The organism is Methylocystis parvus OBBP (genome assembly GCF_027571405.1).
Taxonomy (GTDB): Bacteria; Pseudomonadota; Alphaproteobacteria; order Rhizobiales; family Beijerinckiaceae; genus Methylocystis; species Methylocystis parva.
The window spans coordinates 2,670,328-2,692,491 of the sequence record NZ_CP092968.1; the positions used below are offsets into that span (position 1 = coordinate 2,670,328).

Below are 22,164 nucleotides of genomic sequence, written 5' to 3' on the forward strand. Positions count from 1 at the left end.
GCATCCATGACACGCCGTATGGCGATCAGAGGTTCTGTGAAGCAGCGCATGCGGCAAGCAAGCGAGGGATTGCGAGAGGACGTCAGGCGCGGCCGCGCCATCGCCGCGCTCGCGACCGCCGCTTTTGCGACGGCGCTCGCGGCGCGCGCGGAGGAAAAGCCGGACGCCGCCGACCTCAACCTGAAGCGCCTCGAACTGCGCGGCGTCGAAGACATTATTGGGGAGTCGAAGGAGCGCGCCAAACAGCTTTCCCAAGAGGTCGCCGCCCATGCGGCCATTCGCGAAAACCTCAACAAGACGCTGATCGAAGCGACGAGCCGGCTCCAGGAGACCGAGGAGCACGCCGCTCAGATCGAAGAACGGATCGCGAAACTTTCCGGCGACGAGAAGAAGATCATCAATTCGCTCGACACCCGCCGCGAAGCGATCGGGCAGGTCCTGATGGCGCTGCAGCGCATGGGCCGGCGCCCGCCGCCCGCGCTGCTGGCGCGCCCGCAGGATATTCTCGACGCGCTGCGGGCCTCGCTCGCCCTTGGCGACGTGCTGCCGCAAATGCGCGCCGAGGCGCAGGCGCTGCAAAGCGATCTGATCGAACTTGTGCATCTGCGCGAGAGCGCGCGCCACGAGCGGGACCGTCTGGCGCAGGAAATGAAGGCGCTCGCCGAACAGCGCGAGAAGCTCTCGAGCCTGATCGCCATGCGGCAGGAGGCGATGACCGCCGCCCAGTCGGCGCTCGAGACCGAGAGCGAACGCGCCGCCAAGCTTGCGCGGCAGGCGACCAGCCTCAAAGAGCTCATCACGCGCATGGAGGCCGAGAGCGAGGCCGCCCGTAAAGCCGCGGAAAGCGCGCGCAAGGCCGACGAGGAGCGCGCCGCGGCCCAGGCGAAGCTCTCCGAAGAACAGCGTCGCAAAGCCCTCGCGGCGCCCTTCAGGGACGCCGCGCGCCTTGCGCCGGCCGTCTCCTTCGCCGATCTCAAGGGCAAATTGAATTTTCCGGTTTCCGGCCCCGTTCTCAAGCGTTTCGGCGCGCCGGACGGCTTCGGCGGCAAGGAGAAGGCCTATTTCCTCGGCGCGCGGGAAAACGGCGTCGTGGTCTCGCCGAGCGATGGATGGGTCGCGTTTTCAGGACCTTACCGCACTTACGGCCAACTCTTGATCATTAACGCCGGCGACGGCTATTATGTGGTCCTGGCCGGCATGAGTCGCGTGAATGTGAACGTCGGGCAATTTGTCCTGGCGGGCGAGCCGGTGGCCAGCATGGGAGACGGAGCCGCTCAGACGGCGGCGACCATCGCGATCGGCGCGAAACAACCCATTTTATATGTCGAGTTCCGCAAGGATGGAACTTCGATCGACTCGAGCCCATGGTGGGCGAAGTCAGACAGTCGGAAGGTCGGCGGATGATTCGCAAAACTGCTCTACTTGCTACCGGTATCGCCATCGGCGCCGGATGCGCGACGCTCGGCCAGCAGGCCCGCGCGCTGATCGGCACGCCGGCGGCGGCAGCAACCGCCGACACCTACAAATTCCTGAGCCTCTTCGGCGACGTGTTCGACAAGGTCCGCGCCGACTATGTCGAGAAGCCCGACGAGCAGAAGCTCGTCGAGAACGCCATCAACGGCATGCTCACTTCGCTCGATCCGCATTCGAGCTATCTGGACGCCAAGGGCTTCAAGGACATGCGGACCCAGACCGAAGGCAAATTCGGCGGTCTGGGCATAGAGGTGACGCAGGAGGACGGCCTCGTGAAGGTCGTCACCCCCATTGACGAGACGCCGGCTTCGCGCGCGGGCATCATGTCGGGCGACCTCATCGGGGCCATCGACGACGAGAGCGTGCAGGGCATGACGCTCAATCAGGCCGTCGACAAGATGCGCGGTCAGATCAACACGCCCGTCAAGCTCACCATCTATCGCGGCAAGGACAAGGACAAGGTCGAAGTCAAGCTGACCCGCGCCGAGATCCACATCAAGTCGGTGCGTTCGCGCAAGCAGGAAGACGACATCGGCTATGTCCGCATCTCCCAGTTCAACGAAGAGACGGCGGACGGCCTGCGCAACGCCATGGCGAAGTTCCAGCAGGAAATTCCCGCCGACAAGTTCAAGGGCTACATCATCGACCTGCGCAACAATCCGGGCGGCCTGCTCGACCAGTCGATCCAGGTGGTCAACGCCTTCATCGACAAGGGCGAGATCGTCTCGACGCGCGGCCGCAACGCCGACGAGACGCAGCGCTACAACGCCCGTCCCGGCGATCTCTCCAAGGGCAAGCCGGTCGTGGTGCTGATCAATGGCGGCTCGGCCTCGGCCTCCGAGATCGTCGCCGGCGCATTGCAGGACCACAAGCGCGCGACCCTGATCGGCACGCGCTCCTTCGGCAAGGGCTCGGTGCAGACCATCATCCCGCTCGGCGGCTCCAGCGGCGCGCTGCGGCTCACCACGGCGCGCTACTACACGCCGTCGGGCCGCTCGATCCAGGCCAAGGGCATCGATCCCGACATGATCATCCTGCAGGACGTGCCGGACGAGCTGAAGGGCAAGGACGACACCAAGGGCGAGGCTTCGCTCAAGGGCCATCTCAAGAATGGCGAGGACGAGAAGAGCGGCTCGCAGGCCTACGTTCCGCCGGATGAGAAGAAGGACAAGCAGCTGGTCGCCGCGGTGGAGCTGCTGCACGGCAAGTCCAAGGCGCAGATCATGGCCGAGCAGACCAAGGAAGTCGCCAAGGACTCGACAAAGGCCCCGACCAAGGCCAATTGATTGAAGGCGAATGGCGAATAGGGAGTAGCGAATGGAAAAATCCACTCGCTATTCGCCATTCGCCATTCGCTTCATAGCTACGGCGCCGCCTGATGTCTGTCCTCGACTACGCCAATCCAACGCGCTTCCTCAATTTCGCGCGGATCGTCCTGCCCTGGCTTGCGAGCCTCACGCTGATCCTTCTCGCCGCCGGGCTTTACGGCGCCTTCACCGCCCCGCCTGACTATCAGCAGGGCGAGACGGTGCGGATCATGTATATCCATGTGCCTTCCGCCTGGCTCGCCATCTTCGCCTATGTCGTGATGACCTCGGCCGCGCTCGGCGTGCTGGTCTGGAAGCATCCGCTCGCCGACGCCGCGCAGAAGACCGCCGCCTCGCTCGGCGCCGCCTTCACTTTCGTCTGCCTCGTCACCGGCTCGCTCTGGGGCAAGCCGATGTGGGGGACCTATTGGGTCTGGGACGCGCGGCTGACCTCCATGCTCGTGCTGTTCCTGCTCTATCTCGGCCTCATCGCCGTACGGCAGACGATGGACGACACGCCGCGCGGCGCGCGCATCGCCTCCATCATGACGCTGGTCGGCGCGATCGACATTCCGATCATCAAATATTCGGTCGACTGGTGGAACACGCTGCATCAGCCGGCCTCGGTCTTCCGCATTGGCGGGCCGACCATTTCCGGCTCCATGCTGTGGCCGCTGCTCGTCATGGCGCTCGCCGCGACGCTGCTGTTCCTGACCCTGCATTTCATGGCGATCCGCAACGAAATCCTGCGCCGCCGCCTCGCCCGCCTCTCTATGCAGGCGCTTCAGGAGGCCGCGCAGGACCAAGACGACGCGTCGTCGCTGGAGGCCGCGCAATGAGCGATCATGCGACTTATGTGGCGATCGCTTATGCAATCGCCTTCCTCACGATTGGCGGCGTCGCGGCGCGCATTCTTCTCGACTATCGTCGATTGAAGGCTGATCTCGCCCGCTTCGGCGCAAAAGGCCAGCGCGAAGACGGAGGGGCGGCGTGAGCGATCCCGCCATGGAGCCGCAGCCCCGCTCGGCCTTGCGCTTCCTTCCGCTCGTCCTGTTCGGGCTTCTGGCCGCGCTGTTTTTGGCCCGGCTCTTTTCGGGCGACGCGTCGCGCATCCCTTCCGCGCTGATCGGCAAGCCGGCGCCGGAATTCAACCTGCCGGCGCTCGCCGGGCTGAAGGACGCGCCCGGCTTTTCGACCGCGGATCTGCGCAAGGGCCATGTCAGCGTCGTGAATATTTTCGCGAGCTGGTGCGCGCCGTGCCGGCAGGAGCATCCGATCCTGATGGCGCTGGCGCAGAACGCGACTCTCAAGAGCAAGGATGTGGCGCTATACGGCCTTTCCTATAAAGACGAAGCGGCCAATGCGCTCGGTTTTCTTCAGGAAGAGGGAAATCCGTTCCAGCGCGTCGGCGTCGATCCCGCGGGACGCGCGGCGATCGATTTCGGCGTCTATGGCGTGCCGGAAACCTTCGTGGTGAAAGGCGACGGGACCATCGCCTACAAATTCATCGGACCGCTGACGCCTTCGGCCGTCGCGACCGACCTGATCCCGCAGATCGAAAAAGCCATGGGCGATTGACGCATTCCCGCCGCGAAAGTCTTCGCGCTTTTGCGGAAAATGCGCGTCAGCCTATCGCCGGTCTCCAATCTTGCCGCCGCTGCGCGGCGGGCGCACGCCCTTCTGGAACTCGACGCCGACCATTGTCTGACGCCGCCAGACAACCTGCGCCACATGGCGCGCATGACCGACCGTCAACACGAATTGATCGGGCAGCGTCCCGTGCGGGCTGTCGATCTTCGCGCCGGTCGTCGAAATGTCGATGACGCGGCAGGGGATCGCCGGCTCCATTCCGCCGGGATCAGCCCAGACGTCCGAGAAGGATTTGAGACGCGGGGCCGCGCGCCTGTCTTCGGCGCCGGGGGCCTGATTGCGGGCGGACCTATCCGTGAAAGGGGCGTACATGGCGGCTCGCGCGGGGACGGGATCGAGAGTGCGCATAATATACCGTTAGAATAATTGACGATTTCTCACCGCCCCCCGGGCTGCGCGCGAGAAATTCGCGCGCTCAGGGCGCTTTTAAAAACAGTCCGACGGTCAGCGCGGAACCGATGACGACGATGAAGATGCGGAGCGCCTTTTCGTCGATGACGTGAATGAGCCGCGCCCCGGCGACGCCGCCAATGGTCGCGCCCGCCGCCGTCATCAGAGCCTGCGGCCAGTGCAGATCGGGCGAGAACAGGAAGATCGCGACCGCCGAAGCGTTCATGACCCCCGCGAGCAGATTCTTCGTCGCGCTGGCGACGCGCACGGCCTGACCGGCCATGGTCAGCGCGGCGACCATGAGAAAACCCACGCCGCCGCCGAAATAGCCGCCATAAGTCGCAATCAGAAACTGCACGAAGCCCGCCCCGCCGGGGGACAGATGGCCATGCGCCTCGCCCGGCTTGCGGAAGAAACTGCCCCAGGCGAAAAGCGCCGTCGCGAAGAGGACCAGCCATGGCACGAGCCGCGCGAAAAAGCCGCGCGGCGTCTCCAGCAGGATCACGGCGCCGATCGCCCCGCCGACAATGCTGATGACGAAAAGCCAGCGCAGGGTGAGGACGCCGATCCCGGTCGCGTGGCGACGGCCGGTCCATCCGGTGGCGAGCTGCGCGGGGAAAAGGGCGACGCAGGAGGTGATGTTGGCGCCGAAAGCGTCCATCCCGGTGAACATCAGCGTCGGCAGGATGAGAAAGGAGCCGCCGCCGGCCAGCGCATTTTGCGCGCCCGCCCAGATCGCGACCAGGAAGAGAAGGAGAAAAGCCATGCGCGCCTATCTCAGGTCGCGGCGGTCATGGCAAGGCTTCTCGCTCAGACCGCCTCGGCCTCGCGCGCAAGGCCGGCGGCGATCAGCCGGACGAGCGTCTCCAATTGCGTATCGAGCGCCTCGGGCGTCGTCGCCTCCAATTTCTCTTCGAGGCCGAGGGCGACGACGCCGTGCACGGCGGAAAACAAGGTGCGGGCGAGGCGCGCCCGGCTCTCGGCGTCCTGCCTGGGAAGCAGTTCCGCGAGCGGCGCTTCGAGACGGCCGAAAAGCCGGTTGCGCGCGTCGGCGTACCAGTCCGGCACCGCCGCGCCGCCGGATAGGCGATGTTCGAACAAAGCCCGCCAGCTCGGCTCCTCGCGACGGGCGAAATCGAGATAGGCGCGCGCCAGCGCGAGAAGGGCGTCCGACGGATCGGCCGCGCCCAGGGCGGCGTCGAGGGCCTGTCCAAGCCGATCGAGCGTCGCGAGATTGACCCTCAGGATCAGTTCGTCGAGATCGTCAAAGGCGGTGTAGATCGCACCCAGGGCGCAGCCGGCCTCCGAAGCGAGATCGCGCGCCTTGAGCCCGGTCAGACCGCGCGTCGCGACCGCCTGTCTGGCGACATCCAGGAGACGTTCGCGCAATTTCAGGCGGCGCTGAGCGCCCGCCTCGGTCCTCGTCTCGGTCAACGCCTCATCCTTTCGACCTTTTCACGCCCCCGCCGCCGCGCGATTCGGCTTTCTAAGCAAGCGGACCGAAACGCCCTAACGCTCAAAATCCAGAGCGCGTCGAGGCGGGGATTTCAGCCCGGCCGTCATTCGGCGAAGACGCATCTTCGCTGAAACCGCGCAGCGGCAGGACTGTTCCCATTCGAAGGAGCTGTAAACCATTATCTCGAACGCCGTTCAATCTACCTCTTGAACGATGTTCAGTGATGCGGTATCAATCCATCTGTGAACTATGTTCACGAGGAGAAGCTCATGTTCAAGACAGTCGTCACCCTATTGAGAGGCCGGGCCTTCGAAGCTGAAGAGCGCCTCGCCGACCGCCACGCTTTGTCTCTGCTCGATCAACAGATGCGCGACGCCGCGCTTTCCGTGGATCGCGCGAAAAAGGCGCTGGCCGTCGCCATCGCTCAAGACAAAGCGGAGGCCCGCAAGCTCGAGGCCGCCCGCGCGCAGATCGCAGAGCTCGAGCCCCGCGCTGTCGCCGCCTTGCAGGCGGGTCGCGAGGACATGGCGCAAAAGGCGGCCGAGAATATCGCCGCGCTCGAAGGCGACGCTCAGGCGGCCGAGAAGGCGCGCGCGCTTTTCGCCGCCGAGATCGCCAAGCTCGAACGCCATGTTCGCAACCAGTCGGCGCGGCTCGCCGAACTGGAAAGGGGCCGCCGCATCGCCCGCGCCTCCGAGGCGGTGCGCATCGCCCGGCGGGGTCGGCTGGAGGAAGCGCCCTGTTATCAATCGACCCTGTCGGAAGCCGAGGCGACGCTGGCGCGGCTGCGCGAGCGGCAATTGGAGGTCTGCGCGGCCGAAACCGCGCTGGACGCGCTCGACGCCGAGCCTCGGGCCGAAAGCCTGAACGAGACGCTCGCCGAGGCCGGCTTCGGCCCGCCAGTGAAGCCCCGCGCCGCCGACGTCCTGGCGCGGCTGAAGGAAAAAGCCGGCGCGCCGCGCTGACCTTCAATCGAACTCGCAATCGAAACTCGAACCGGGAAGGAGACATTCACATGACCGCTCAACCGATCAAGCATTCCTCCGCTTTCGTCGCCTACTCCTATATCTGCTTTGGCCTGTCCGTCGCGATGGTCGGCGGCGGCGTCTTCGTGATGCCGATCGACCATTGGATGAAGGGCTTTCTCGTGATGGGCGTGGCGATGCTCGTGCAGTCCTGCATCATCCTCACCAAGACGATCCGCGATAATGTGGAGGCGGAAAAGCTTCTCAACCGCATCGAAGACGCGCGGACCGAACGCCTGCTGATGGACGTCTCGAAAGCCGCGTAAGCCTTGAACGCCCTATTTGCCCTGCAACGGGCCGGCGTCTTGACCGATCCTTAATCAGCTTTGGTCAATTCTCGCCGGCCTAGCCTTCTGGATCCCTCGCCATGTCGCAGTCGCTTCTGGCCACGCGCCGCTTCGCGCCCCTTTTCTGGCGCCAATTCTTCGCGGCCTTCAACGACAATTTCCTCAAGAACGCGCTCGTCCTTCTGATCCTCGCCCAGATCGGCGGCGAGAAAGGGGCGTCTCTCGTCACGCTTGCCGGCGCGATCTTCATCGCGCCCTTCTTCCTGCTCTCGGGCGTCGCCGGCGAGATGGCCGACAAGTTCGACAAGGCCGTGATCGCGCGCCGCCTGAGCCTCGCCGAAATCGGCGTCGCCGGCCTTTCCGCGACGGGCTTTTATCTCGGCGACGTCAACATCCTCTTCGCCGCCCTGCTCTGCTTCGGCGTGACGGGCGCGCTGTTCGGTCCCGTCAAATACGGCATCCTGCCCGATCATCTCAGCCGCGAAGAATTGCCCGCCGGCAACGCCCTCGTCGAAAGCGCGACCTTCATCGCCATTCTGACCGGCACGATCGCGGGCGGCCTCGCCATGCAGGAGCGCGATTCGTCCTTTGGCATGCACGCCTTCGCCGCCGCCATCATGGCGGTGTCCTTCGCAAGCTACGCCGCCGCCCGCTTCATCCCCTCGACGCAGCGCGCCGCGCCGGATTTGCGGATCGACTGGAACATCTTCCGCTCGACCTTCAAGCTCCTGAAAGCGCTGCGCGCCGCGCCTGAACTGCGCAAGCTCACCACGGTGACGAGCCTCTTCTGGCTCTACGGCTCCATCGCCATGTCGCTGATGCCGCCGCTCGTGACGCATTCCCTGCACGGGACGGAGAGCGTCGTCACGCTGCATCTCGCCATTTTCGCCATCGCCATCGGCGTCGGCTCGGGGCTCGCCGCCTTCCTGCTCAAGGGCCGCATCGTCCTGCTGCCCGCCGCGATCGGCGCGGCCCTTGTCGGCCTCGTCTCGATCGACCTCGGCGTCGCGGAGTTCTTCCGCCAGACGAGCGCCGACGCGGCCGAACTCGATCTTGCGCATTATTTCGACCAGCCCGGCGCGCTGCGCGCCTCGATCGACCTCGCTCTGCTCGCGCTCGCCGGCGGTCTGATGATCGTGCCCTCCTTCGCGGCCATCCAGGCGCAGAGCGAGGCGGATCAGCGCGCCCGCACCGTCGCCGCCGTCAATGTTCACAACGCGGCCTTCATGGCGCTGGGCGGCGCGGGCGTCGCCTTTCTTCAGGCGCAGGGCGTGACGCTGGCGCAACTCTTCATCGGCATGGGCGCGGTCGCGCTGCTCTCCGCAGTCTGGATCCGCTACGCCGTCGTGAAGAACCCGATGCTGGATTTATTGTCGATCATCTTTCGGGCCTTCTACAGGCTCGAAGTGAAGGGAGTCGAAAATTTCGCGAAAGCCGGGCCGAATCCGATCGTCGCGCTCAACCATGTGAGCTTTCTCGACGCGGCGGCGATTCTCTCCGTGCTGCCCAAGGACCCTGTCTTCGCCATCGATCACGGCATTTCGCAGCGCTGGTGGGTGAAGCCCTTTTTGAAATTCACCCGCGCCATTCCGCTCGATCCGTCAAAGCCGCTCGGCACGCGCACGCTGGTCAACGCCGTGAAGGCCGGCGATCCGCTGGTGATCTTCCCCGAAGGGCGCCTCACCGTGACCGGCAGCCTGATGAAGGTTTATGACGGGGCAGGCCTCATCGCGGAGAAATCCGGCGCGCTCGTCGTGCCGGTGAAGATCGACGGCCCGGAAATGACGATGTTCTCGCGCCTCACCCGCGAACAGGCGCGCCGCCGCTGGTTCCCGAAATTCACGCTCACCATTCAGGAACCCGTGCGCCTCACGGTCGGCGAAGAGCTGAAAGGAAAGGCGCGCCGCATGGCCGCCGGCGCCGCGCTCTATCAGATCATGTCGGACCTGATCTTCCGCACGACCAGGACCGACGAGACGGTGTTCGAGGCGGCCGTACGCGCCGCCGACAGGCATGGCTTCTCGCGCGTCGCGCTGGAGGACCCGCTCACCGGCGCGCTCACCTACCGCAAAATCCTCATCGGCGCGCGCGTTCTCGGCGAGAAGATCGCGAAGATCGACGAAGCGGGCGACCGTATCGGCGTCATGCTGCCCAACGCCAACGCCGCGGGCGTGACGTTTCTCGCCGTAAGCTCGGCGGGGCGCGTGCCGGCGATGATCAACTTCACCGCCGGCGCGACCAATATCCTCGCGGGCTGCGAGGGCGCGGGCGTGAAGACGATCCTCACTTCGCGCGCCTTCATCGAGAAGGGCAAGCTCGACAAGCTCGCAGAGGCGCTTCAAGAGAAGCTGCGACTCGTCTATCTCGAAGACATGCGCGCGGGCGTCACGCTCGCCGACAAGCTGCGCGCAACGCTGCGCTTCAAGAAGCCGGTCGTCGCGCGCGACGCCGACGACATGGCGACCGTGCTCTTCACCTCGGGTTCCGAAGGCGCGCCGAAAGGCGTCGCGCTCTCGCACCGCAATCTCCTCGCCAACGCCGCGCAGGCGGCGGCGCGGATCGATTTCGGCCGCAAGGACAAGGTCTTCAACGTCCTGCCGGTGTTCCACTGCTTCGGCCTGACCATCGGCTTCATGCTGCCGCTGATCTCGGGCGTGCCGGTCTATTTCTATCCGTCGCCGCTGCATTACCGCATCGTGCCGGAACTGATCTACGGCACGAACGCGACCATTTTCTTCGGCACCGACACGTTCCTCGCCGGCTATGCGCGCAGCGCCCACGCCTATGATTTCCGTTCGATCCGCTATGTCGTGGCGGGCGCCGAGCCGGTGAAGCAGTCGACGCGCGACGTCTGGTGCGAGAAATTCGGCATACGCATTCTGGAGGGGTACGGCGTCACCGAGACCGCGCCGGTGCTCTCACTCAACACGCCCATGTTCAACAAATTCGGCTCGGTCGGCCGGCTGATGCCGGGCGTCGACTACAATCTCGAAAAAGTGCCGGGCGTCGAGGAAGGCGGCCGTCTGCTGGTGCGCGGGCCCAATGTGATGATGGGCTATCTCAAGGCGGACAAGCCCGGCGTGCTTCAACCGCCGGAAGACGGCTGGTACGATACGGGCGACATCGTCACGATCGACGCGGAAGGCTTCGTCACGATCAAGGGCCGCGCCAAGCGCTTCGCCAAGATCGGCGGCGAGATGGTCTCGCTCGCGGCGATCGAACAACTGGCGGCGGAGCTCTGGCCCAAGGCGCTGTCGGCTTGCGCGACCGAGATCGATCCGCGCAAGGGCGAGCGCATCGTGCTGGTGACGCAGCAGAAGGACGCGACGCGCGCCGACTTCATGACCTACGCCAAATCGAAAGGCGCATCCGACCTCTCGATCCCGGCCGAGGTCCTCTATGTCGAGCACATTCCGCTGCTCGGCTCCGGCAAGCTCGACTTTGCGGGCGTGACGAAGATGGTGCGCGACCGCAACCGTTACATGGCCGGCGGCCCGCGCCTGCCGAACGGCGTGCTCGGCCGGATCGACGGAAGCGCCGCGCTCTCGGCGTGAGCGGGCAAAGGCGTCGATGCGCCCCTCATGTTTCGAGACGCTTGCCGCGCAGGCGTCTCGGCATGAAGGGTTTTGTTTTTGCGCCGCCGTCTATGCGAGGGAACGCGCGTCTCGAAGAGCGAAGCCATCCGCTATTTTATTTAAGCGCCATCCAGATAACGCGCGAAAAGGAACTGGGTGTCGCCGTAGCGGCGGGCGTCTTCCTGCTTCAAAGGCAAGGGAACATCGATCACGACGTCCGCGGCTTCTTCAATGACGATCAGCGCGTCCTTCGCCAGCCATCCGCCCTCGATCAACGCCTTCAACGCGGGCGCGCCCAGATCCTTGCCATAGGGCGGATCGAGAAAGGCCAGCGAAAAAATTTCGCCCGCCGGCGCGGCGCCGAGCCTGGTCGCGTCGCGGCGAAAGACGCGCGTGACGCCGCCCAATCCCAGCGCTTCGACATTGGCGCGCAGCAGCGCGCGCGCCTCCGTTCCGTCATCGACGAAAAGCGCGCGCGCGGCGCCGCGCGAAATCGCCTCCAATCCCAACGCGCCCGTGCCGGCGAAGAGGTCGATGACCGCCGCGCCCGAGACCGGATCGTCGAAACGATGCGCGAGAATGTCGAACACGGATTCGCGCAGCCTGTCGGAAGTCGGCCTCACCGCTTGCGAACGCGGAGCCGAAAGCGCGCGCCCGCGCAGCGCGCCGCCGACGATGCGCATCTCTTACTCCCCGCGCGGCCTGCGCGGCCCCTTCGCCGGGCCCTTGCCCGGCCCGCGACCTTTTGGCGGCCCCTTGGGCGGTCCTTTGCGCGGCGGGCCGCTGCGGGCGCTTCGCGCCGGCCCTTCCCTCGGCGGCCGTCCCTCGCCCGAACGCGCGCGCGTCTGGCGCTCGCCGCCGCCGCGCGCAGAGCCGCCTTCGCCGCGCGGCTTGTCGAAATGACGCGGATGGTCGCCGGCCGCGCGGCCGCTGCGACCCGCATTGCGTTCCTGACCCTCGCGCGGCGGTTTTTCAAAGTTGCGATTGCGTTCCTGACGCTCGCCGCCGCCCCGTCCGCCGCGCGGCGCCTCTTCCTTGTCCCTGTGCGGACGGCGCTCGAAGCGCGTCCTCTCGCCTTCCGGCGGACGGCTGCGCGCATGGTCGCGCGCCGCCCGGACGTCGCCATGCGCGCGATGCGGCTGCGCTTCGGAACGCTCGCGCGGCGGGCGGGTCGGACGTTCGCTGCGCTCCCCCTCGAAACGCGGACGACGATTTTCGCCGCGGCGCCGATCGTCCGGCGCAAAGCCGGCATTGCGCCCGCCGCGCCCGCCGCCGCGCGTGGGGCGCTCGGCGTCGGCCTCGTCGCGTCTCGGCCGGCGGCCGGCGCGCATGGCCTCGAATCGCTTGGCGTTGCGCGAAGGCGTTTCCTCCTCGACAGCGGATTTGCGCGCGGTGAGCGTCACGCGCTCCACGAGCACGGCGCGGCCCTTGCGGTCCGCGGTCGCGCCGCGCATGACGCGCGCGCGCGGCCCTTTCTCGCTCTGTTCGTCGCGCTCCTTGCGCAGGACGGAGACATGCTTGCGCGAACGTCTCTCCACGCGCTGGCGCTGCTCCTGCTCCTCCGCCGGCGTCGCCTCGCGCAAAGGCGAAGAGAAATCGACGCCCGCAAGCTCGGCGAGGCTCTTGCCCAACTGCTCCCGCAGGATTTTGAGCTTCACCTCCTCTACCGAGCCTTCCGCGAGATCGCCGAGCTGGAACGGACCGTAAGAGACGCGGATGAGCCGCGTCACGTCGAGGCCGAGATGCTCCGTCACGCGTTTGACTTCGCGGTTCTTGCCTTCGGTCAGGCTCATCGCGATCCAGGCGTTGGCGCCCTGCACGCGCTCGAGCCGCGCCTCGATCGGGGCGTAGGTCACGTCGTCGACCGTGACGCCCTTTTTCAGTTCGTCGAGCCGCGCCTGATCCGTCTCGCCATGCACGCGCACGCGATAGCGCCGCGTCCAGCCTGTCGCGGGAAGCTCCAGCGTGCGCGCCAGTCCGCCGTCATTGGTGAGAAGCAGCAGCCCTTCCGTATTGATGTCGAGCCGCCCGACGCTCACGAGACGCGGCAGATCGGGATGGCGCTCGTCGAGAAAGGCGAAGACCGTCCGCCGGCCTTCGGGATCGCTCGCCGTCGTCACGAGCCCGGCGGGCTTGTGGAAAAGGAAGAGCCGCGTGCGCTCGCGCGCCTGCATCGGCTCGCCGTCGATCGTGATCTTGTCCGCTTCCGTCACATTGACGGCCGGGCTCGTCAGCGTCTCGCCATTGACGTCGACGCGGCCTTCCGCGATCCATTGCTCGGCGTCGCGGCGGGAACAGACGCCGGCGCGCGCCATGGCCTTGGCGATGCGCTCGCCCTCGAAGGCGCTGGTCTTTTCAACGGGCGTGGGAGCGGGTTTGGATTTGGCGGGCCGGGCTTTTTTCGGCGCGTCGAATTTCGGCCTGGCCGTATTTGGCCTGGCCGTATTCAGCTTGGCGGCCTTCGCGCCGCGCGGCTTGTCGTCGGAGAATTTGCGCGGCGCCTTGCCGGGCGCGGATGTCGAATCGCGGCGGCGCATCGGGCGATCGCCGCCGGGGGCGCCGGAGCGCTTGGTTGGTTTCTTGTCGGCCATGGTCTTTGATAGCAGGCGGGGAGATAGCTTTGAAGCGCGATGCTTGGAGCGACGCGAAATGATGATCGTCCCGGACGCAAGGAGCGAGTCTGCGAGCGCGGACATGAATCTTCGGCCGCGTCAATCCCTCCCCTTTACGGGGAGGGCGGCCCCGCCTAGCGGGGCCGGGCGGGGTCAGCCCCCATTCGTCTCATGGCGGCGCGAACTCCACCCGGCGGCTTTCAGCCGCCGACCTCCCCGTGAAGGGGAGGTATTTGGCGTCCGCAGAGCGGCTCTATGACCGACCCCTTCGCCGCCGCTTTTGACGCCGCCCGCGCCGCCGCGAGCGCGCAGGAAGTCCCGGTCGGCGCCGCAATCATGCGCGCGGGCGAGATCATCGCTTCCGCCGGAAACCGCACGCTGCGCGACAAGGACCCCACCGCGCATGCCGAAATACTGGCGATTCGCGCCGCCTGCGAAAGGATCGGCAGCGAGCGCCTCATCGACTGCGATCTCTATGTGACGCTCGAGCCCTGCGCCATGTGCGCCGGCGCCATCTCCTTCGCGCGCATCAGGCGGCTCTATTTCGCGGCGGCGGACCCCAAGGGCGGGGCGGTGGAGCATGGGCCGCGCTTCTTCTCGCAGCCAACCTGCCATCATGCGCCGGAGATCTATGGCGGCATTCGCGAGAGCGAGGCGGCGCGGATGCTGCGCGATTTCTTTCAGTCGAGACGCTGATTCTCCAGCCGCTCGGCGGCCTGCAGCAATTGTCCGCGCAGCGCCTCGCGGCAGGCGTCGCCGGCCTCGAAAATGCGCGACGTCTTGAAGAGGTCGAGCGCGAGATATTGATGCACGGCGGGCGCGATCAGCACATCCGGCGGATCTTCCTCGATCATGCGCGAACTGATGGAATTCATCAGAATCTGGCTCGCGACGATGATGGTCTGGAAGGGCGAGGGCGCGCGGGTCTCGCTCTCGGGGCCGGAATTGCCCGAAACGTTCACGGCGACGATGATGTCCGCCTTGCCGGCGAGGTGATCGTAAGGCAGCGGATTGACGAGGCCGCCGTCGACGAGATAGCCGACCTCGCTTTTCGGCGGGCGCACCACGCCGGGGATGGCCATTGAGCCGGCGACGGCGGTGCGCAGCGCGCCGCGCGAAAAAACCGCCTCAGCGCGGCGGCGGAAATCCGTCGCGACGACCGTCATCGGAATTTCCAGCTCCTCGAACGTCTCCGGCATGCCCGCCGGCCAGAAGGCGTCGAGAAAGCGCACGCCGTCGAAAAGCAGCGGATGGGCGAGGCGAGTGAGAAGAGGCTGGCGCCGCCGCGCCCGCGCGTAAAGCAGCTTGCGCGCCAAAGCGATGTGATTGCCGAGAATGGCGTCAGTATGGGCGCGCAGCTCCGCGCCCGAAAATCCCGCGGCGTAAGCGGCGCCGATTATGGCGCCGATCGAGGTTCCCGCCATGGCGACGGGGCGCACGCCGATCTCGTCCAGCGCCTGCAAGACGCTGATATGAGCAAGTCCGCGCGCGCCGCCGCCGCCAAGCGCCAATGCGACGGTCTTTCCGCCGAGAACCCCGCCGCGACTCATCTCAGGAAAGGATCGAGCGCCCGGAGCGTCGCCTCGGGAGCCTCCTCCATGGCGTAGAGCCCGCTGTCGATGGCGACGCTCGTGACGTCGTCGCCCCATTCCTTCCAGGCGCCCCGCAGCGCGCCGCCAAGGCTGGGGAAAGTGGTTTCGCCGTAGAGAATGAGCGTCGGAACGAGAAGCTTTTTATCCGCGGCCTTGTCGGCGGCGAGCGCCTCTTTGTCGATTGTCGCGCCGGCCCGGTAATCCTCGCAGAAAGCGTGGATGCGGGTCGGGTCGTTGAAGGCGGCGTGATAGGCGGCGAGAGCTTGCGGGCCGAAGACGTCGAGCGATTTGTCCTTGCTCGAATCCTTCAGCGCGTCGTTGAGAAAATCCGCCGGATCGAGCGCGACGAGTTCTTCCGGCTGCGGAGCGTCCATGCTCAGAAACCGCGCCCGGCCGACGCGCCACAGATCGCTCGCGCCGAAATTATCGTCGACGGGCGCGATGTTGATCAGCGCCAGCCGGGTGAGGCGGCCCGGATGGTCGAGCGCGAGACGAAAGCCGACGCGCGCGCCGCGATCATGGCCGACGAGCGCGAATTGCACATGGCCGAGCGCCTCCATGACCCTGACGACGTCGCCGGCCATTTCGCGCTTGGCGTAAGCCTCGCCCTTTTCGCTCTCGGGCGCCGCGGACCAGCCATAGCCGCGCAGATCCATGACGACGACGGTGAAGCGTTCGGCGAGCTTCGGCGCGACCTTACGCCAGGCGACATGGGTTTGGCCGAAGCCGTGCAGCAATAAGACGGCGGGCCCCGCGCCATGGGACCGCGCAAAAATTTTTCCCGCCGGCGCGTCGATCCAGTGCGAGGCGAAACCGGGGAAGAGATCTGCAGATTCGGACATGAATGCAACCATGTTCAGGGAGAGGGCGCTGCGGCCGAAGCGCCATGGCGCTCGAGAGCCATCATTTTCAGGGAGGTTATATAGTAACGCTCCACGCCGCGGTCACGGTTTTTCTTATTCCATGTCTCAAGCGACTTTGTCACGGAAACCACGAACTTCCTTTGCTTGAAAAGCGCGCCGAAGCGTTAGAAGCTGGCTTAAGTCAAGAAACCCGTTCATCAAAATAGCGACGCTTCAGGGGAGGAGACGAATGAGCAAGATTGTCGACGAAGTCATGTCCGCCAATGCGGCCTATGTCTCGAATTTCGGTTCGAAGGGCGAGCTCGCGCTGCCGCCGGCGCGCGGCTTCGCCATTCTGACCTGCATGGACGCGCGTCTCGATCCGGCGAAATATGCCGGCCTTTCCGAAGGCGACGCGCATGTCATCCGCAACGCCGGCGGCCGCGCCTCGGACGACGCGATCCGCTCGCTCGTCATTTCGCACAAGCTGCTCGGCACCAAGGAGTGGTTCGTCATCCATCACACCAATTGCGGCATGGAGCTGTTCTGCGACGAGGTGATGAGCGAGTTGCTCGACGACAATCTGTCGACCGCGTCGCTCGATATGTCGACGCTGAAATGGTCGAACCCGCAGCATGGCGGCGGCTGCGCGGCGGGTCACTTCATCAAGTGGCACACGATCAAGAATCAGGAAGACAGCGTCGCGCAGGACGTCGCGCGCATCCGTTCGCATCCGCTGGCGCCGAAAAACATCCCGATCTATGGTTACATTTACGACGTGAAGACCGGCAAGCTCGTCGAAGTGCCGAAGGCGACGGAGATCGGCAAGGCGGCCTGATATTCCGCGACATCGTCTGAAAACGCCGTCATTGCGAGGAGCGAAGCGACGAAGCAATCCAGAATCGTGACGAGGCTCTGGATTGCTTCGCTTTGCTCGCAATGACCGCCCGACGGATCTGCGATTACCCCTGCACCGCGCCGCCGCGCGCGCGCCAGCCGCCCGTGCCGGGCGCGTAATGACGCACATCCTTGCGGCCGGCGGCGATCGCCTGGCCCAGCGCCTTGGCCGAGCGGCCGCCCGCCTGACAGATGATCACGCATTGGCCCTTCGGCAGTTGCGACGGATTGAACTGCGAGAGCGGCAGATTCTTCGCGCCCGGCACATGGCCTGCGGCATATTCATGCGGTTCGCGCACATCGATAATCGCGCAAGCGCCTTCCTTCACGACGCGCGCGAAATCATCATGCTCGATCGTCGGCGGCTCCTTGCCGCCGCCGCCCATGAGTTTCGACATCAGACCCGACAGCATCTTCTTCTTCCTTCTTTTCACTCAGGCGGATTTCGCCTGCGGATTCTCGGCGTCGAACTGCGTGAAGGCCGCGAGCGCATGGCTCGCATACATTACGGAAGGTCCGGCGCCCATGTAGATCGCCATGGCGAGCGTCTCCATCACCTCGTCGCGGGACGCGCCCCGCTGCGCCGCCGCCTTGGCGTGGAAAGCGATGCAATCGTCGCAGCGCGCGGAGACGCTCACGGCGAGCGCGATCAGCTCTTTCGTCTTCGCGTCGAGCGCGCCGGGAGCGCCCGCCGTCGTCGCCATAGACGAAAAGGCTTTCATGACGTCCGGCGCGCCGATGCGCAGATCGCGCAGATCGGCGGACAGAGCTTTGGCGAGTTCGGGCCAGTCATTTGTCATGGCGTCATCCTTTCTGGCGCATGCGGCGCCTCTGGCCGTTCGTCGTCGCGCAGGACGACATAGATGGCGGGGATCACGAGCAGGGTCAGCGCCGTGGAAGAGGCGAGGCCGAAGACGAGCGAAATTGCGAGACCCTGAAAGATCGGGTCGGTCAGGATGAAAGCCGCGCCAATGATCGCCGCCGCGGCGGTGAGGAAAATCGGCTTGAAGCGCACCGCGCCCGCTTCCACCAGCGCCGCGCGCAGAGGCATGCCCTTCTCGCGCAGATGGCGGATGAAATCGACGAGCAGAATCGAGTTGCGCACCACGATGCCCGCGAGCGCGATGAAGCCGATCATAGACGTCGCCGTGAAAGCGGCGTTGAAGAGGAGATGCCCGATCACGATGCCGACCAGCGTCAAAGGCACGGGCGCGAGAATGACGAGCGGCAGCTTGAAGGAGCCGAACTGTGCGACGACGAGCAGATAGATGCCCAGGAGAGCGACCATGAAGGCCGCGCCCATGTCGCGGAAAGTGACGTAAGTGACTTCCCACTCGCCGTCCCACAGGAAGGTCGGCTGCGCGTCGTCGAGCGGCTGGCCGTGATATTTGACCGTCGGCGCGCCGTCCTTGCCCCAGTCCATTTTCTTGATCTCATCCTCGACGGCGAACATGCCGTAGATCGGCGCCTCGAAGCGGCCGGCGACTTCGGCGCTCACCATCTCGGCGAAGCGGCCGTTATGGCGGAAGATCGGATAGGAGCCGAGCTCGCGCGTCGCCTTCACGACGTCGCCGAGCTCCACATTCGCGCCCTGCCGCACCGTGCCGCCGGCGGGGAGCGGCGTCGAGAGGATGCGTTCGCTCGGCGTCATCTCCGAACGGGGCAAAGCGACGGTGATGTCGATCGGCTTGGCGCCGCCGCCTCTTTGCGAGAAGCCGATCTTCACGCCGCCGACCAACGCCCCGATCGTGTCATAGACCGCACGCTCCTCGACGCCATGATATTCGAGCGCCTCCTGATCGATAGCGAAGCGAAGCCGTTCGGCGCGCTGGCCGAAACTGTCATCCGTATCGACGACGAAGTCGACCGCGTCGAAAGCCTTGCGCAGCCTGGACGCAAGATCGCGCCGCGTCTGCGCATCCGGGCCGTAAACTTCGGCGAGAAGCGTCGAGAGCACGGGCGGCCCCGGCGGCACTTCCACGACCTTGACGGCCGTGCGCGCCGGCATGGGAAGGCCCTTGAGTTTCTCGCGCACCTCGAGCGCGATGGCGTGCGACGCGCGTTTGCGTTCGTCCTTGGGAAGCAGGTTGATCGCAAGATCGCCCATCTCCGGCATGTTGCGCACGTAATAGTGACGCACCAGACCATTGAAGTTGAAGGGCGCGGCCGCGCCCGCATAGGACTGGACGGAAGTCAGCTCCGGAATGTCCTTGAGCCGTTCCGCCGCAGCCGTCAGCACGCGATCCGTTTCTTCGAGCGACGCTCCGCGCGGCAGATCGACGACCACCGCAATTTCCGACTTGTTGTCGAAGGGCAGAAGCTTCACGCGCACGCTCTTCGTATAGAAGAGCCCCAAGGACAGCAGCGTCGCGACGCCCACGGCGGCGAGAAATTTCTTCGACCGGTCGCGTCCCTCGAGCAGAGGCGTGGCGATGCGCGCATAAAAGTCGCCCATGGCGCCGCGTTCATGCGAATGGTCGTGACCAGCGCCGCCCTCCTGTTCGAAACGCTTGCCGGCGATCTTCAGCAAAAGCCAGGGCGTGATCGTCATGGCCACGAAGAAGGAGAAGACCATGGCGAGCGAGGCGTTCGCCGGAATGGGGCTCATATAGGGACCCATGAGGCCCGAAACGAACATCATCGGCAGAAGCGCGGCGATGATCGTCATCGTCGCGACGATGGTCGGATTGCCGACCTCGGCCACCGCCTCGACCGCCGTATCGATCAGGCTTCTCTCGCCGCGCATCCGCCAATGGCGGACGATGTTCTCGACGACGACGATGGCGTCGTCCACGAGAATGCCGATCGAGAAGATGAGCGCGAAAAGGCTGACGCGGTTGATCGTATAGCCCATCAGCCAGGAGGCGAAGAGCGTGAGGAGGATGGTCGTCGGGATGATGACGAAGACGACGACGCCCTCGCGCCAGCCGACCATCACGACGATCAGCGCCACGATGGAGACGGTGGCGAGCGCGAGATGAAAGAGCAGCTCGTTCGCCTTCTCCGTCGCCGTCTCGCCATAGTTGCGGGTGACGTCGATTTCGAGGTCTTCCGGAACGATGCGTCCTTTGACCGATTCCAGCCGCTTCAGCACGTCCTCGGCGACGATGACGGCGTTGGCGCCCTTGCGCTTCGCGATGGCGATGCTGACGGCTGGACGCTTGACCAGCTCCCCGTCTTTCGCCTTCGTCATCGTCCAGCTTCGCTTGTCGGGCTCGGAGGCGCCGACGATGACCTCCGCCACATCCTTCACATAGACGGGGCGGCCGTCGCGCGTCGTGAGAAGTAAAAGCCCGATATCGGGCGCGCCTTGAAGCGTCTGGCCGGCGACGACGGGGATGGATTTGTCGCTTTCCCGAAAGGCGCCCACCTGGAAGGAGCGATTGGCGTTGGTCAGCTTGTCGATGAGCTGGTTGAGCGTCACGCCATATTGCGAGAGCCGCTCGGGATCGGGCTCGACGCGGATCTGATTGGGGCTGCCGCCGACAATGTAGCTCAGGCCGACATTCTCGACCTTGGTCAGCTCGTGCTGCAGCTCCTCGGCCACCTGATAGAGGCCGTTATCGGTCCAGCCGTTCGCGCGCTCCGGTTTGGCGGCGAGCGTGAGCACCACAATCGCGACGTCGTCAATGCCGCGGCCGATGATGAGCGGCTCGGGAATTCCCTTGGGCAATCCCGTAATGTTGGCGCGGATCTTATCGTGTACGCGCAGCACGGCGTTATCCTGCGGCGTGCCGACGAAGAAGCGGGCCGTCACCATCGCCTGATCGTCGCGCGTCTGGGAGTAGACATGCTCGACGCCGTTGACGCCCTTGATGATGTCCTCGAGCGGCCGCGTGATCAGTTCGATCGCATCCTCGGCCTTGTAGCCGTTCGCCTGCACCATGATGTCGACCATGGGCACGGAAATTTGCGGCTCCTCCTCGCGCGGCAAGGCCTGCAACGCGATGAGGCCGACGAGAATGGAGGCGAGGAGCAGCAGCGGCGTCAGCGGCGAATTGATGAACGTCCGCGTGAGGGTTCCAGATATGCCGGCATGGAATTCTTTTTCCTGACTCATGGCGTCTGCACCACGTCGCCGTCATGAAGCCCGGAGAGAATCTCGATCGCGTCGCCATGCGCGTCGCCTGTCTGCACGACGACTTCCGCGCCGCTCGCAAGCTTCACGAAATCGACGCCGGCGCGGCGATAGATCGCGGATTTTGGCGCGAGAATGGCGTTGCGCTTGCCGGTCGTCACATAGACCCGAGCGCGCTCGCCGACGAAATAATCGCCGAGACCCTTCACTTCGACATCGGCGATCACGCGGCCGCCCTGGATTTCGGGATAGACGATGCGCACGCGGCCCTCCCTGCGGGAGGCGCCGTCATCCGTGTTCTGGCCGCGCTGGCCGATCTCGACGCGATCGCCGGCGCGCATGAAGCGCGCGTGACGCTCCGGGAGCTGGAGGCGCAGAATGTAATTGTCTTCCGCGAGCGTCGCGATGGTCTCGCCGGGCATCGCCACGCGGCCGACGGAGACGGGAATCGTCAAGATGCGGCCCGGCCCCGGCGCTTTCACCGAGCCCTCCGCCGCCTGTTGCTCGATGACGCTTTTGTCCGACTGCAAGGCGGAGAGATTGCGTTCGGCGACGTCCAGCGCGGTCTTGGACTGATCGAACATCACTTTCGTCGAAACGCCGCGACGCAGCAGCTCCTGCGCGCGGTCGAAATCCGTCTTCGCCTTGTCGCGCTGGGATTGCAGCCCGCGGATACGCTGATCGACCGACTGCATTTGCAGAAAAAGCTTCTGATCGGCGACGACGGCGAGTTCAGCGCCGGCGCTGACCTCGTCGCCCTCTTTGATCTTGAGCGACGTCACCGTGCCCCCGATGCGCGCGCGGGCGACGAGTTGATGCGCGGGCTCCACGGAAGCGACGACCGCTTTCATGTCGTCGATCGGAGTCATATGCAGGGCGACCTCGCCGCTGAGGGCGAGGGATGGCGACGCGATGGCGGCGAACAGGATGAGTTGTCGGAGGCGGCCCATAAAAACTCCCAAGCGACACGCCGGTTTGTT

21 protein-coding genes are annotated in these 22,164 nt (G+C 65.5%); 10 read left to right on the forward strand and 11 right to left on the reverse strand.

Annotated elements, in window-relative coordinates; genetic code table 11:
• Window positions 1-6: 6 nt before the first annotated feature.
• The 5 genes from MMG94_RS12975 to MMG94_RS12995 all read left to right on the forward strand — a co-directional run bounded on the left by MMG94_RS12975 (window position 7) and on the right by MMG94_RS12995 (window position 4,358).
• Window positions 7-1,404: a murein hydrolase activator EnvC family protein gene (locus tag MMG94_RS12975; protein ID WP_244415347.1), complete on the forward strand. Its 1,398-nt coding sequence runs from the start codon at window positions 7-9 to the stop codon at window positions 1,402-1,404.
• Window positions 1,401-2,759 (forward strand): S41 family peptidase, encoded by a 1,359-nt coding sequence (locus MMG94_RS12980; RefSeq protein WP_016920106.1) that lies wholly within the window; start codon window positions 1,401-1,403, stop codon window positions 2,757-2,759. Before MMG94_RS12975 ends, MMG94_RS12980 begins: the two co-directional genes overlap by 4 nt.
• A 92-nt stretch (window positions 2,760-2,851) precedes the next feature.
• Window positions 2,852-3,619, forward strand: a complete 768-nt coding sequence (locus MMG94_RS12985; protein ID WP_016920107.1) for a heme ABC transporter permease — start codon at window positions 2,852-2,854, stop codon at window positions 3,617-3,619.
• A complete protein-coding gene (gene ccmD / locus MMG94_RS12990; RefSeq protein ID WP_016920108.1) occupies window positions 3,616-3,774 on the forward strand; it encodes a heme exporter protein CcmD in 159 nt (52 codons plus the stop codon). Before MMG94_RS12985 ends, ccmD begins: the two co-directional genes overlap by 4 nt.
• A gap of 11 nt (window positions 3,775-3,785) precedes the next feature.
• Complete coding sequence (locus MMG94_RS12995) at window positions 3,786-4,358, forward strand: DsbE family thiol:disulfide interchange protein (RefSeq protein WP_016920109.1); 573 nt, start codon at window positions 3,786-3,788, stop codon at window positions 4,356-4,358.
• A 51-nt stretch (window positions 4,359-4,409) separates the two neighbouring features.
• Here the strand turns inward: MMG94_RS12995 and MMG94_RS13000 are convergent, their stop codons facing one another.
• The 3 genes from MMG94_RS13000 to MMG94_RS13010 form a co-directional block, all read right to left on the reverse strand.
• The gene (locus MMG94_RS13000) at window positions 4,410-4,742 is read right to left on the reverse strand and encodes a PilZ domain-containing protein (protein ID WP_016920110.1); all 333 of its coding nucleotides are present in this window, start codon (window positions 4,740-4,742) and stop codon (window positions 4,410-4,412) included.
• A 103-nt stretch (window positions 4,743-4,845) separates the two neighbouring features.
• Window positions 4,846-5,586 carry a sulfite exporter TauE/SafE family protein gene (locus MMG94_RS13005; RefSeq protein ID WP_016920111.1) on the reverse strand — a complete coding sequence of 247 codons (741 nt, stop codon included), beginning with the start codon at window positions 5,584-5,586 and terminating at the stop codon, window positions 4,846-4,848.
• 44 nt (window positions 5,587-5,630) lie between these two features.
• Window positions 5,631-6,254: a TetR/AcrR family transcriptional regulator gene (locus tag MMG94_RS13010; protein WP_016920112.1), complete on the reverse strand. Its 624-nt coding sequence runs from the start codon at window positions 6,252-6,254 to the stop codon at window positions 5,631-5,633.
• Between the two features lie 291 nt (window positions 6,255-6,545).
• Here MMG94_RS13010 and MMG94_RS13015 point away from each other — a divergent pair, with 291 nt between their 5' ends.
• From MMG94_RS13015 to MMG94_RS13025, 3 genes are all read left to right on the forward strand, one after another.
• Window positions 6,546-7,241: a PspA/IM30 family protein gene (locus MMG94_RS13015; RefSeq protein ID WP_026016272.1), complete on the forward strand. Its 696-nt coding sequence runs from the start codon at window positions 6,546-6,548 to the stop codon at window positions 7,239-7,241.
• A gap of 44 nt (window positions 7,242-7,285) precedes the next feature.
• Window positions 7,286-7,567, forward strand: a complete 282-nt coding sequence (locus MMG94_RS13020) for a YiaA/YiaB family inner membrane protein (RefSeq protein ID WP_026016273.1) — start codon at window positions 7,286-7,288, stop codon at window positions 7,565-7,567.
• A gap of 101 nt (window positions 7,568-7,668) precedes the next feature.
• The gene (locus MMG94_RS13025) at window positions 7,669-11,142 is read left to right on the forward strand and encodes an acyl-[ACP]--phospholipid O-acyltransferase (protein ID WP_016920115.1); all 3,474 of its coding nucleotides are present in this window, start codon (window positions 7,669-7,671) and stop codon (window positions 11,140-11,142) included.
• Between the two features lie 140 nt (window positions 11,143-11,282).
• Here the strand turns inward: MMG94_RS13025 and rsmD are convergent, their stop codons facing one another.
• Together rsmD and MMG94_RS13035 are read right to left on the reverse strand one after the other, a co-directional pair.
• Window positions 11,283-11,846, reverse strand: a complete 564-nt coding sequence (rsmD, locus tag MMG94_RS13030) for a 16S rRNA (guanine(966)-N(2))-methyltransferase RsmD (protein WP_016920116.1) — start codon at window positions 11,844-11,846, stop codon at window positions 11,283-11,285.
• Between the two features lie 3 nt (window positions 11,847-11,849).
• The gene (locus tag MMG94_RS13035; RefSeq protein ID WP_016920117.1) at window positions 11,850-13,859 is read right to left on the reverse strand and encodes a pseudouridine synthase; all 2,010 of its coding nucleotides are present in this window, start codon (window positions 13,857-13,859) and stop codon (window positions 11,850-11,852) included.
• Between the two features lie 171 nt (window positions 13,860-14,030).
• Here MMG94_RS13035 and MMG94_RS13040 point away from each other — a divergent pair, with 171 nt between their 5' ends.
• Entirely contained in the window at window positions 14,031-14,471 is a 441-nt protein-coding gene (locus MMG94_RS13040; protein WP_016920118.1) for a nucleoside deaminase, read from the forward strand.
• Here the strand turns inward: MMG94_RS13040 and MMG94_RS13045 are convergent.
• Window positions 14,456-15,325, reverse strand: coding sequence for a patatin-like phospholipase family protein (locus MMG94_RS13045; RefSeq protein WP_016920119.1), 870 nt, complete (start codon window positions 15,323-15,325; stop codon window positions 14,456-14,458). The genes MMG94_RS13040 and MMG94_RS13045 overlap by 16 nt on opposite strands.
• Window positions 15,322-16,209, reverse strand: a complete 888-nt coding sequence (locus MMG94_RS13050; RefSeq protein ID WP_016920120.1) for an alpha/beta fold hydrolase — start codon at window positions 16,207-16,209, stop codon at window positions 15,322-15,324. Before MMG94_RS13050 ends, MMG94_RS13045 begins: the two co-directional genes overlap by 4 nt.
• 250 nt (window positions 16,210-16,459) lie before the next feature.
• Here MMG94_RS13050 and MMG94_RS13055 point away from each other — a divergent pair, with 250 nt between their 5' ends.
• Window positions 16,460-17,047: a carbonic anhydrase gene (locus MMG94_RS13055; RefSeq protein ID WP_016920121.1), complete on the forward strand. Its 588-nt coding sequence runs from the start codon at window positions 16,460-16,462 to the stop codon at window positions 17,045-17,047.
• Window positions 17,048-17,171: 124 nt separating this feature from the next.
• Here MMG94_RS13055 and MMG94_RS13060 read toward each other — a convergent pair whose 3' ends face one another.
• From MMG94_RS13060 to MMG94_RS13075, 4 genes are read right to left on the reverse strand one after another with little or no spacing between them, the layout of a single operon-like run.
• The gene (locus tag MMG94_RS13060; protein WP_026016274.1) at window positions 17,172-17,519 is read right to left on the reverse strand and encodes a rhodanese-like domain-containing protein; all 348 of its coding nucleotides are present in this window, start codon (window positions 17,517-17,519) and stop codon (window positions 17,172-17,174) included.
• Between the two features lie 21 nt (window positions 17,520-17,540).
• The gene (locus MMG94_RS13065; protein WP_016920123.1) at window positions 17,541-17,906 is read right to left on the reverse strand and encodes a carboxymuconolactone decarboxylase family protein; all 366 of its coding nucleotides are present in this window, start codon (window positions 17,904-17,906) and stop codon (window positions 17,541-17,543) included.
• A complete protein-coding gene (locus tag MMG94_RS13070) occupies window positions 17,903-21,166 on the reverse strand; it encodes an efflux RND transporter permease subunit (RefSeq protein ID WP_016920124.1) in 3,264 nt (1,087 codons plus the stop codon). Before MMG94_RS13070 ends, MMG94_RS13065 begins: the two co-directional genes overlap by 4 nt.
• Window positions 21,163-22,134: an efflux RND transporter periplasmic adaptor subunit gene (locus MMG94_RS13075; RefSeq protein WP_016920125.1), complete on the reverse strand. Its 972-nt coding sequence runs from the start codon at window positions 22,132-22,134 to the stop codon at window positions 21,163-21,165. Before MMG94_RS13075 ends, MMG94_RS13070 begins: the two co-directional genes overlap by 4 nt.
• Between the last annotated feature and the right edge of the window lie 30 nt (window positions 22,135-22,164).